Source organism: Brevibacterium sp. K11IcPPYGO002 (assembly GCF_050920635.1).
Classification (GTDB): domain Bacteria; phylum Actinomycetota; class Actinomycetes; order Actinomycetales; family Brevibacteriaceae; genus Brevibacterium.
Genome location: NZ_CP131929.1, coordinates 3,500,480 through 3,511,420, shown reverse-complemented (window position 1 = coordinate 3,511,420; position 10,941 = coordinate 3,500,480). Strand labels below are relative to the sequence as shown.

Below are 10,941 nucleotides of genomic sequence, written 5' to 3'. Positions count from 1 at the left end.
GGGGTAGTCTGGTGGGCGATGTCCGACACGATCTACCTCACAGGCGAAGCGAAGGCTCCGTCGAACAACCCGATCACCAGCCAGTTCGGGCTGTTCTACGTGGCGTTCGAGATCGCACCGGACACCCACCGAATCCTCGATGTGGACTGCACGGCGACGTTGGCTCTGACCCGGAACTTCATTCGGAGCCTGTTCGTCGATGCCGACATCACGGACCCCGGTCGACTGATCGAGCGCATCCAGCGCCGCTACCACGGATCCTCGCAGAAGGCGCTGATCACAGCTGTGAACAACGCCGCGAAGAAGTATCGCGAGGTCGCCGCCTAGGCAGCACGTCCGACCACCCCGATTGCCCGGGCCCTCACCGGACCGGATCCGATCGACAACTGCACATTGCTCCATCCCGGAGGGCATCCTCGGTGCTGCCCGTGGCCCTGCCACCGGCTCATCCAGTGCTGCTGCCACCCGCGCCGATTGCGGCGCCACCAGCGGCGCCACCAGCAGCGCCACCAGCGGCGCCGCCACCGTCGGCTCTACCGCGCCCGGGATGGACTTATTCAATGAGGAAGTGTCGTAAGTGATCACGGACGGTTTTCTATTCATCAGCCTGCTTCTGGCGATCTCCGCAGCGCTCGTCGTCGCGGACCGGAGCGGACGCTTCAAGCTCTTCAAGTATGTGCCCGGCTTCGTCATCCTCTATATCGTGGCGGCGCTGCTCAACACCTTCGGCGTCTTCGACCATGACGGCGGGGACATCACCGCCGTCGGTGACACTCTGCGCGAGGTGATGCTGCCCGCGATGATCCTGCTCATGCTGTTCAAATGCGATGTCCGGCAGATCATCAAGCTCGGACCGAAGCTGCTGCTCACCTTCGCCGTGACCGCGGCGAGCATCATCGCAGGCTTCATCATCAGCTACCTCATCCTGCACTCCAGCCTCGACCCCGAGGCGTGGAAGGCCCTCGGCGCCCTCAACGCCTCCTGGACGGGAGGTTCGGCGAACATGGTCGCGGTGCAGGAGGTCCTCCAAGCGCCCGAGAACGTGTTCGGCTACGTCCTCATCGTCGACACGGTGCTCTACTCCTTCTGGCTGCTGCTCGTCTTCTCCTCCGTCACCGTCTCCGACAGGTTCGACACGTGGACGAAGGCCGATATGTCGAAGCTCGACTTCACTGACACGATCGCCGCTGAGGACGAGAAGCCGATGACGCTGCCATCGATCTTCGGACTCATCGGATTCGCACTTCTGGCCTCGGCCCTGGCGATCCGCCTCGGCGGACTGCTGCCCGAGGTCGGAGCGGTCATCGACGGCACAGCGTGGACGATCCTCATCGTCAGCGTCCTCGGCCTGGCCATCGGATCGACTCGCTTCGGCAGGACCGCCGGATCCAACGAACTCGCGACGATCCTGCTCTACCTCATCATCGGCATCATCGCCTCCGGCTCGGACTTCACCTCCCTGGCCGAAGCGCCGCTCTACCTGGTGGCGGGAATCATCGTCCTGGTCGTCCACATCGTCATCATGCTCATCTACGCGAAGCTCACCCGCACCGAGCTCTTCAGCATCGCCGTGGCCAGCACCGCGAACATCGGCGGAATCGCCTCGGCACCGGTCGTCGCGGGCGCATTCAACCGACAGCTCGTCCCCGTCGGCGTGCTGTTCGCGCTCATGGGCACGTTCCTGGGCACGTTCCTCGGCCTGTGGTCGGCGCAGATCCTGTCCGGGCTGGCATGATGAACGGATCGAACCCACCTCGCCGAGGCGGCCGACCTCCCCACCGTGGGCGTGCCGCTCCGGGCGCGCACCGTGTATGCCGTGTCCGGTCCGACCGTCTCGACGGCCCTGACAGTTTGCACATGCCCGCCGCGGTAGCTCGCATCCGCCCGCTCCGGCGGCCTGCATCCGTCCACCCCCGCACCGACCCAATCCGCCCGACCGGAAGGACCCGACCATGACCGCACCCAACACCGAATCCGCATCTAGCACCGAATCCGCACCCACCACCGAATCGGCAGCCAACGCCGAATCGGCAGCAGCCGCAGCATCCGCCCCTGCCGTCGACGTCTTCGACGGCCACAATGACCTCGCCTGGTACCTGCGTGAGGAACGCGACTACAGCGTCGAGGGGCTCAACGATCCGGCCGTCTCTCCGTTCACTACGATGGATCAGCTGGCGGCCGGACACGTGGCCGCGCAGTACTGGTCCGTCTACGTTCATTCCTCGATCACCGGTCCTGATGCCGTCAAGGCCACATGGGAGCAGATCGACGCGGTCCAGCGCGTCGTCACCGCCTACCCCGAACGACTCGCCTTCGCGCGTACTTCCGCCGATGTCCGCGCCGCCCGCGCTGCCGGCAAGGTCGCCTCGCTGATGGGCGTCGAAGGCGGTCAGCAGATCGACGAGTCCCTGGCCGTGCTGCGGTCCTACGCTCGCGCAGGGGCCCGCTACATGACACTGACCTGGTCGACCACTCATTCCTGGGCGGACTCGGCCACGGACGAACCGGTCCACGGGGGTTTGAGCGCCTTCGGTCGCGAGGTCGTCGCGGAGATGAACCGGATCGGGATGATGCTCGACCTCTCCCACGTCGCGCCCACCGTCATGCACCAATCGCTCGACCAGAGCACGCTGCCGGTGCTCTTCACCCACTCCTGCGCGTTCGGTCTCAACCCGCACCCGCGCAATATCCCCGACGACGTCCTCGACCGCGTGCCGGGCAACGGGGGAGTGGCGATGATGACCTTCGTGCCCTCGTTCGTCTCGAACGCCCGCCGCGAGTGGGTCGACGCCGGAGAACAGGGGACCGCCCCCGAGGTGACCGTCGCCCAGGTCGCCGACCACTGCGATTACGTGCGCGAGCGGATCGGCATCGACCACATCGGACTCGGCGGCGACATCTGCGGAGTCGATGAGCTGCCGACCGGACTCGGGGACGCCGGCCAGTACCCGACCCTGTTCGGCGAGCTCGCTTCGCGCGGATGGTCGCAGAGCGACCTGCGCAAGATCGGCTTCGACAATGCGATGCGCGTCCTCGACGCACACGAGGACGCGTACACGGCATTCCTCGGCTCCGCAGACGACGCACCGTCCGCGGCAAACGGCCCGACCGCCTCGGCGGGGGATGACGGCGTCGGCAACACCGGTCATGCACACCACGCTGCTCCCGCAGGCAACGGCCCGGCCGCCTCTGCGGGTGCGGAATCATGACGCGGCTGCTCGTCATCGTCAATGACATCGATTCCCAGCCGGGGCTGCTGACACGGTGGATGATCAGCGAGAACGTCGAGTTCGATCTGCGCATCGGCGGGGTCTCACCGCTGCCCGGGCCTGCCGAGCTCGATGCCTATGACGGGCTCATCATGCTCGGCGGCGGGTACATGCCCGATGAGACGGACCGTGCGCCGTGGTTGGCCGATGAGGCCGCACTCGTCCGCCGTGCGCTGGAGCTGGATCTGCCGCAGTTCGGGATCTGCCTCGGCGGGCAGCTCATCGCCCATGTCATCGGGGGTGATGTGCGCGCGCAGACCGGTGCGCCGGAGAAAGGGTACACGCAGATCGACACCACCGCCGAGGCGGCCGCGGACCCGGTGTTCTCCGCGATCCGGCCACGGACGTCGTTCGTCGAAAGCCACGTCGACCGCATCGTCGCCCTCCCCGAGGAGGCGACCCTGCTGGCCACGAGCGCAGCGTGTGAATTCCAGGCGTTCCGAGTCGGTCAGGCGTGGGGAACGCAGTTCCATCCGGAGTCGACGCGGGTGAACATCGAGCGCTGGGATGCGGAGAAACTGCAGACTTTGGGGTTCGATAAAGATACCCTGTTGGAAGAAGCGAAGGAGCTCGGGCCTGAGAGCGAACGGGATTCGCAGGCACTGTTCTCGGCGTTTCTCACGGTGGTTCGGAACTGATGCCTGTGTGTGAAGCTCGTGTCTGAGGCATACTGGGCGAGGCTCTGACCACAGTCAGGGCTGCCAGGTATGCGGCACGGCTGCCGCATTGGACACGGAGGAATCGTGAGCGACAAAGAACCCACGACGACGATCGACCCCGGTGACGGCCACCAGCCCGAGACCCTCAAGCGGGTCATGGGGCCGAAGCTGCTGCTTCTGTTCATCGTCGGTGACATCCTCGGAACCGGCGTCTATGCCCTGACCGGCAAGGTCGCAGGGCAGGTCGGCGGTGCCGGTTGGGCGCCGGTGATCCTCGCCTTCCTCATCGCGCTGATCACCGCGTTCTCCTATATGGAGCTCGTGACGAAGTACCCGCAGGCCGCGGGTGCCGCGCTGTACACGCACAAGGCGTTCGGGGTCCACTTCGTGACGTTCCTCGTCGCCTTCGCTGTGCTCAGCTCCGGAATCACCTCGGCGTCGACGGCGTCGAACGTCTTCGCCGCGAACCTCGTGGCCGGATTCGGCTGGGACGTCTCCGGCACAGGGGTGATGTGGATCGCTCTGGCGTTCCTCACCCTCATCGCGCTGATCAACCTCCGCGGAGTCGGGGAGAGCGTCTGGTTCAACGTCGTCCTCACTCTCATCGAACTGAGCGGTCTGCTGCTGGTCATCGTCGTCGGGTTCTTCGCTCTCGGCGCGGGCGATGCCGACTTCTCACGCGTGATGATCTTCGAGACCGAGGGCGACAAGAGCGTCTTCCTCGCGGTCACCGGCGCCACTGCGCTCGCCTTCTTCTCCATGGTCGGCTTCGAGGATTCGGTGAACATGGTCGAGGAGACGAAGGATCCGCGGATCTTCCCGAAGATCATGCTCTCGGGCCTGACTATCACCGGCATCATCTACGTCCTCGTCTCCCTCGTCACCGTCGCGGCAGTGCCGATCGGCGTGCTCACCGAGAGCGAGACACCGCTTCTGGAGGTCGTCCGCGAAGGCGCTCCCGGCCTGCCGATCGATACGATCTTCCCGTTCATGACGATGTTCGCCGTCGCGAACTCGGCGCTGATCAATATGCTCATGGCCAGCCGTCTGCTCTACGGTATGGCCAAGCAGAACGTGCTCCCTCCCGTGTTCGCGAAGGTCCTGGCCGGCCGCCGGTCGCCGTGGGTGTCGATCATCTTCACGACGCTGATCGCCTTCGCGCTCATCTTCTTCGTGACCTCGATCCTGCCCGAGACGGTGACCGCCTCCCTGGGCGGCACCACCTCGCTGCTGCTGTTGGCCGTGTTCGCCGTCGTCAACGTTGCGGTGCTCATCCTGCGCAAGGACAAGTCCGGCAATGCCGAACACTTCAAAGCACCGACGGTTCTGCCGTGGATCGGTGTCATCACCTGCGTGTTCCTCGTCGGTCCGTGGGCCCGCCTCGATGAGCTCATCCAGTATCAGATCGCCGCGGCGCTCGTCGGCATCGGTGTCGTCCTGTGGGCCGTGACCTGGTTCTGGAACCGATCGACGAAGGGCACGAGCACCCGATTCCGCAATCCCGAAGAGCTGACGTGAGCTCATCCCCTCGCCGAGGCGGTGCCGTCCCTCCCCGGAACGGTGCCGCCCTTCCCGGGAACGGTGCCGTTCTTCCCCGGAACGGTGCGGTTCTTCGCCGCGTCAGTGCGTTCTCTCGCCGAGGCGGCCATGCCGTCTCGGGCGGACGTGCACCGCAGCTCCGGTGCGCTCGGGATCACCCACCGAACCATGTCCGTATCGCTCGATATGCTTGAACGGCGGGTTCCCGACCTGCGCACTCGGATCTGTACAGCTCAATCCAATGAAGGTGAAAAATGACAGTACTCGTCGGTTATGTCAACAATCCCGCCGGACACGCTGCTCTCGATGCCGGCATCGCGCAGGCGAAGAAGGACGGGAAGGAGCTCGTCGTCGTCAACGCGTCACGATCGGCGCAGCGCAACGACTCCTACCGCCTCGGCGAGGGGGAACTCAGGTCGGTCAACGACTACCTGACCCGGGCGGACGTCGAGTTTCGCGTGCTGACGTCGGGCAGCGAATACGACCCGGCCGAGCAGATCCTCGACACCGCCACCGAGGTGGGGGCCGAGCTGATCGTGCTCGGAACCCGGAAGCGCACCCCGGTCGGGAAGTTCCTGCTCGGGTCGACTATCCAGAAGGTCATCCTCGACGCAACAGCTCCGGTGCTGTGCGTCAAAGCCGCGCACTGAGGGCTCGACGGCAACGGCCGCTGCGTGCTTCACTCAGCGGCAGTGGCCGTTGCGTACGTGCCTCAGCGGCAGCGGCCGCTGCGTACGTGGCTCAGCGGCAGCGGCAGCGGCTCTTGCGTACGCGGCTCAGCCGAGCCGCTCCATGATGAGGTCGGCGTTGACATGCGCGCCGGCAAGCACGCCGCTGGCGGTGCTGGCCACGACCATCGCTGACACGTCGGCGCTGTTGCCGACCGCCCAGACGCCGGGCACGTCGGTCTGTCCGGCCATCTGCGTGGGGATATAGGTGCCCATCCCGCTCGGGTGGGCAACGACCTCGCCGCCGAGCTGGGCGAACAGTTCGGCGTTCGCCCGCGCATATGCACCGACGGCCAGCGCATCGAAGGTGCGAGCGTTCGCGCCGTCCGCGGATTCGTCAGCCGTCAGCGAAACGACGGTGTCGGAGTCGGTGCGGGCCACCTCGGTGACGGTGGAATCGATGTACTCGATGCCGAGCGTCTCGAGCATTGCCGCCTGCTCGGAATCGGGAGCCGGAGCGGCGTGGCGGATGAAGCTGACCCGGTCGCTGAGCTGGGAGAACAGCATCGCCTGGTGGTACGACATGGCCGTCGTGCCGATGACCCCGATGCGCTGCCCGCGCACTTCATAGCCGTGGCAGTAGGGGCAGTGCAGGACGGTATCGCCCCACCCCTCGGCCAGGCCCGGGACGTCCGGAAGTTCGTCACTCAGACCGGTCGCGATGATGATGCGGCGGGCCCTGACATCGACCCCCGCCGAGGTGGTCAGTTCGAATCGATGTCGCGGAGCCGCCTCGGCGGAGTTGGGGTCGGAATCGATCGTGCGCGCGTTCTGCACAGTCGCATCGATGAAAGCGACGCCGTATTCCGCGGCCTCGGCGCGGCCTTTCGCCACGAGATCCTGGGGTCTGATGCCTTCGTGACCGAGGACGTTGTGTGCGTGCGGGCTCGAGGAATTGCGCAGTTGGCCGGCGTCGATGACGACGACGGATCGCAGCGAACGGGCCAAGGCGATGGATGCGGCGAGGCCTCCTGCGCCACCGCCGATGACGGCGACATCGAAGGAGTTCTGCGCGGATTCGGCGGATGATGCGAGTGTCTCGGACGGGGAAGGTCGTGAACCTTCTGAAGAGGAGGGACGTGAACCTTCTGATGCGGAAGGTCGTGAGTACTCGGGTGTGGATGGGGCAGTCATGATTCTCCTGTGTGCGGATGAGTGGATGTGCGGATGTGCGGTCGGAACGTGGATGGTGCTTTTGTGGCGAGCCGGTGCCGGACCGGTGGGATCCTCGGCGATGATTCGAGTGTGCTCCTTGTGCGTGTGAATCCGCAAATACATTTGCAGAAACAGCAAATTCTGTCATGCTGAGGGCATGGGAGAATCAAGGGAGTCGGCGGAGAGCGCTGCCCATTCGACGGATCGAATGTCGGGGATGCTTGCTGACGGGGCCGCCCCGGTCGAGGCGCAGGAAGCCATCAGGCAGTCGTTGGCCGGCGTCGGTGCCCGGCTGCGGAGTCTGCGGCAGGAGCAGAACCGCACCCTCGATGAGGTGGCCGAGCTGGCCGGAATGTCGACGAGTACGCTGTCGCGGCTGGAATCCGGGAAGCGCAAGCCGAGCTTGGAGCTGCTGCTGCCGCTGGCTGGGGTCTACGGCCTCCCGCTCGATGAGCTTGTGGGAACCCCGCCGATCGGGGATCCGCGCATACACATCTCGCCGCGGAAGTTCCATGACCAGACCATCCTGCCGCTCAGTCGCGGAGCGATCGGTGTGCAGGCCTTCAAACACATCGTCGACGGGCGGCAGACGCCGAAGCTCGGTGCGCTGAAAACCCACCCGGGATTCGAATGGGTGTATGTGATCCGCGGTCGGCTCACTCTCATCCTCGGTGATCGGACGATGATCCTCAGCGCAGGTGAGGCCGCCGAATTCGATACTCGGACTCCGCACTGGTTCGGGGGAGCCGACGACGATGGCGTCGAATATCTCAGTCTCTTCGGCCCGGAGGGGCAGCGGGTTCACATGAAGAGCTGACTGGAGCTGCGAGCCGGAGCGGGCGCTCGTAGGTGTGGTGGGCCGGTGGTTGTGCGCGCTCGAGTGCGGCGGGATGCGAGTTCCTGCGTGACTGTGGTGAGGCGCTGGTCCTGCGCGCTTGACTGCAGCGGGGCGTTGGCTCTGCGCGCTCGCGTCAGTGGCGAGAAGTAGTCTTGGTCCACTTCGTCGACGGTTTACGAGAAACCTCTCGTCTGACCGTCGCCGGCGATCATGGTCAACCACCGCGCATCGGTTTCTATCTTCATTGGACCACCATAAATCGTACAAAATAGGATCTCGAGAAAAATATCTCGAAGAAATCGTACAAAACTATGGACTCTGTTCTATTGACGAATTAGAATAGGGGCAAGCCGAAAACATCAACGATGATGAACGGACACAGAGAATATGGCTCTCATCCCCGACCGAAGGTACGACGAGCACAGCGAACGCGAGGCAGGAAAGGCTTCGCAGGCACCACCCCCTCAAGGTTCACCGCCCAGTGGCCTCCCTCCAACTGCAGCTGGCTCTTCTGTCTGTTCTGCCGACGGCGACTCCTCCAGGTCGACCTACCGGGAGCTGCTCGCTGAGGCCGGATTCGATCTGACCGGTCACCCTCTCGCCGACAGATTCGACGCGATCGCGGACAACCTGGTCGACGGCGAGGCAGGCGCCGAAGTGAGCACGGCCGTCGAAAGAGTCGCGGCTGTCGAAGGCGTCGCAGCCGTCGAAGGAGTCGAGGCTGTCGAAGGGGTCGCAGCCGTCGAAGGCGGCAGCCAACCGGCCGCTGTTGAGGGCGATGCAGATGATTCGCCTCTCCCGGGCGGCGATATCCGCGCCGGTCAGGGGCTCTGGACGAGTCGGACGACGATGCCGGAGACCGAGGCAGAAGTTCAGGCATGCATCAAAGAGATCGAAGCACGCCAAAGCGCGTGGATGAAGGTTAAGCGCGAAGAACGCGAGGCACAGAAAGCTGCGGAGCGTGAGGAATTCCTGCGGAAGAACCCGCAGGCTCGCGCAGAGGACGAGGAGCTCGCGCGGGAAAGAGCGGAGTGGAACGCCCGCGTTGAACGGTACGAGGCGAAGAAGCGAGCGCAAGAAGAAGCTGAACGTATCGCTGAGGCGGAACGCACGGAGCGACACAAGGCCCTCGCCGAACACTATGACTCCGAAGCTGACGCGCATCCCCTACTCGACGAATTTCGCTGGTCAGACCTGAAGCACGCAGCCCCAGAAGTCACAGAAAGCATCTGCGCTCTGCAGGGCCTGCTCGACGGGCTCCACGACTTCACCCGCCCCATGGGGCCGGATGACGCGGTGACTCTTCTCGACGGTCTTGAGACCTTGAACCGTCTGACAGAATCCCTGTCGATCGTGACGCTCTCCGTGTTCGAACGTGTCGGCACGCCCCGTGACTACGGCGCGAAGACGACGAAGGCGCTGGTCCAACATCGCCTGAACCTGTCCGCACACGAGGCTCAACGCCGCACTCAGCTCGCCGAGTGCCTGGGAAAGCGGACCAGCATCAGCGGGGAATCGATCGAAGCGCAGTTTCCGATTCTCGCAGCGGCCCTTCGTGAAGGAGTGCTCTCGGCAAACCAGGCGTCGACGATCTCCAAATGCTTGAAGAACCTGCCGGTGAACGTATCCGAAGACGACAAGATCCAGGCCGAAAGCCTTCTTGTCGAAAAGGCTCAGGCTGTTCGTGTCTGCGATATCCATGCACTCTTCGAAGAGATTCTGGGCTGGATCGATCCCGACGGCCAGGAACCGAAGGAAGCGGCGGATCGGGACAGCTTCGCTGTCAACCTGCGCCAGGCGAAGGACGGAACGTGGACCCTCAAAGGTCGACTCGACGAGGAGACCGGGGGGATCCTCAACGGACTGCTGACCTCACGCATCAAGACTGACTCACCGTCAGGTGAAGAGGGCTGCGACGATACGGCAGCCAGCGGGGCCGACCGTGACCGAGAAATCGTTGACACCTTCTCGGAAGTCCTACGCGGCGACCGCTCGGACTGTCTCGACCCCTCCCTCGACTTCGCTCCTCCGCAGGTCGGCGAGAATGGAGAGATCCCGCAGGGAGCCGGTGTGAAACAGGACGGCACTCTGGTGGCCATGGCCGCTGAACAGCCGAGTGTGCGCCGTCGCATCTACGAGCGCTTCTCCAGCGTCATCGGCAGCATCGAGATGAATCGCATCAAGGCCGGAGCGGCCTACGCATTGGTCGTCACGGCCAAGGCTGAAGATGTGGCGAACCAGACCGGCAAAGCCGTGACCGGGGTAGAAGCGCCGTTCCCGATCGACGCCGCGGTTCTGGAAGGGCTGAATGGTTCGGTCTTCTTCCACCTCATGGGCGAGAAAGCGAAATCGATGGCACTGGCGACAGAACGACGCTTGGCCACCGAGAAGCAGCTGGCGATCCTCGCCAGTCGCGACCAGGGGTGCACATTCCCCGGGTGCGACACTCCTCCCGGCTGGTGCGAAGCGCACCATATCGTCCCGTGGGCCGAAAACGGAAAGACCGACGTCAACAACCTCACCTTGGCCTGTTCCGCGCACCACCACCTGCTTGATTACACCGAGTGGGACTGCAGAATGCTCATCGACGGTCGGCCCGCGTGGGTGCCACCGGCGACCATCGACCCAGCACAGGAACCGGTGCTGCACGCACGGTTCATCGCGCGGGAAATCGGAGAGACTCTCTTCGGCTGACCGTCAGGCCGGCCACCTCCGGTTGATCGCCAGACCGGCTCACTTCGGCTGACCGCCGG

10 protein-coding genes are annotated in these 10,941 nt (G+C 64.6%); 8 read left to right on the top strand and 2 right to left on the bottom strand.

Annotation, left to right across the window (positions count from 1 at the left end):
- Positions 1 to 18 precede the first annotated feature (18 nt).
- The 5 genes from QYM46_RS16160 (at position 19) to QYM46_RS16140 (ending at position 5,446) form a co-directional block, all read left to right on the top strand.
- Positions 19 to 327 (top strand): DUF3870 domain-containing protein, encoded by a 309-nt coding sequence (locus tag QYM46_RS16160; RefSeq protein ID WP_035321156.1) that lies wholly within the window; start codon positions 19 to 21, stop codon positions 325 to 327.
- A gap of 250 nt (positions 328 to 577) precedes the next feature.
- Complete coding sequence (locus QYM46_RS16155) at positions 578 to 1,735, top strand: DUF819 domain-containing protein (protein ID WP_432789776.1); 1,158 nt, start codon at positions 578 to 580, stop codon at positions 1,733 to 1,735.
- Positions 1,736 to 1,952: 217 nt separating this feature from the next.
- Positions 1,953 to 3,209, top strand: a complete 1,257-nt coding sequence (locus QYM46_RS16150) for a dipeptidase (RefSeq protein WP_432789775.1) — start codon at positions 1,953 to 1,955, stop codon at positions 3,207 to 3,209.
- Positions 3,206 to 3,907, top strand: a complete 702-nt coding sequence (locus QYM46_RS16145; protein ID WP_432789774.1) for a type 1 glutamine amidotransferase — start codon at positions 3,206 to 3,208, stop codon at positions 3,905 to 3,907. Before QYM46_RS16150 ends, QYM46_RS16145 begins: the two co-directional genes overlap by 4 nt.
- A 105-nt stretch (positions 3,908 to 4,012) precedes the next feature.
- On the top strand, positions 4,013 to 5,446 hold the full coding sequence (locus QYM46_RS16140; RefSeq protein ID WP_248278984.1) for an APC family permease: 1,434 nt from the start codon (positions 4,013 to 4,015) through the stop codon (positions 5,444 to 5,446).
- Between the two features lie 2 nt (positions 5,447 to 5,448).
- On the opposite strand, the gene QYM46_RS16135 is transcribed toward QYM46_RS16140, so the two are convergent.
- Positions 5,449 to 5,625, bottom strand: coding sequence for a hypothetical protein (locus QYM46_RS16135; protein ID WP_432789773.1), 177 nt, complete (start codon positions 5,623 to 5,625; stop codon positions 5,449 to 5,451).
- A gap of 96 nt (positions 5,626 to 5,721) precedes the next feature.
- Between QYM46_RS16135 and QYM46_RS16130 the strand changes: the two genes are divergently transcribed.
- On the top strand, positions 5,722 to 6,117 hold the full coding sequence (locus QYM46_RS16130) for a universal stress protein (RefSeq protein WP_101554655.1): 396 nt from the start codon (positions 5,722 to 5,724) through the stop codon (positions 6,115 to 6,117).
- 126 nt (positions 6,118 to 6,243) lie between these two features.
- Here the strand turns inward: QYM46_RS16130 and QYM46_RS16125 are convergent, their stop codons facing one another.
- A complete protein-coding gene (locus QYM46_RS16125) occupies positions 6,244 to 7,329 on the bottom strand; it encodes an NAD(P)/FAD-dependent oxidoreductase (protein WP_169253250.1) in 1,086 nt (361 codons plus the stop codon).
- Positions 7,330 to 7,507: 178 nt separating this feature from the next.
- Here QYM46_RS16125 and QYM46_RS16120 point away from each other — a divergent pair, with 178 nt between their 5' ends.
- Together QYM46_RS16120 and QYM46_RS16115 are read left to right on the top strand one after the other, a co-directional pair.
- A complete protein-coding gene (locus QYM46_RS16120) occupies positions 7,508 to 8,167 on the top strand; it encodes a helix-turn-helix domain-containing protein (protein ID WP_248278983.1) in 660 nt (219 codons plus the stop codon).
- A gap of 408 nt (positions 8,168 to 8,575) precedes the next feature.
- Entirely contained in the window at positions 8,576 to 10,882 is a 2,307-nt protein-coding gene (locus QYM46_RS16115; protein ID WP_432789772.1) for a DUF222 domain-containing protein, read from the top strand.
- Positions 10,883 to 10,941: the final 59 nt, after the last annotated feature.

Coding starts and splice junctions, on each gene's coding strand:
- QYM46_RS16160 (WP_035321156.1), top strand. CDS start 19: ATGTCCGACACGATCTACCTCACAGGCGAAGCGAAGGCTCCGTCGAAC.
- QYM46_RS16150 (WP_432789775.1), top strand. CDS start 1,953: ATGACCGCACCCAACACCGAATCCGCATCTAGCACCGAATCCGCACCC.
- QYM46_RS16145 (WP_432789774.1), top strand. CDS start 3,206: ATGACGCGGCTGCTCGTCATCGTCAATGACATCGATTCCCAGCCGGGG.
- QYM46_RS16130 (WP_101554655.1), top strand. CDS start 5,722: ATGACAGTACTCGTCGGTTATGTCAACAATCCCGCCGGACACGCTGCT.
- QYM46_RS16125 (WP_169253250.1), bottom strand. CDS start 7,329: ATGACTGCCCCATCCACACCCGAGTACTCACGACCTTCCGCATCAGAA.
- QYM46_RS16120 (WP_248278983.1), top strand. CDS start 7,508: ATGGGAGAATCAAGGGAGTCGGCGGAGAGCGCTGCCCATTCGACGGAT.
- QYM46_RS16115 (WP_432789772.1), top strand. CDS start 8,576: ATGGCTCTCATCCCCGACCGAAGGTACGACGAGCACAGCGAACGCGAG.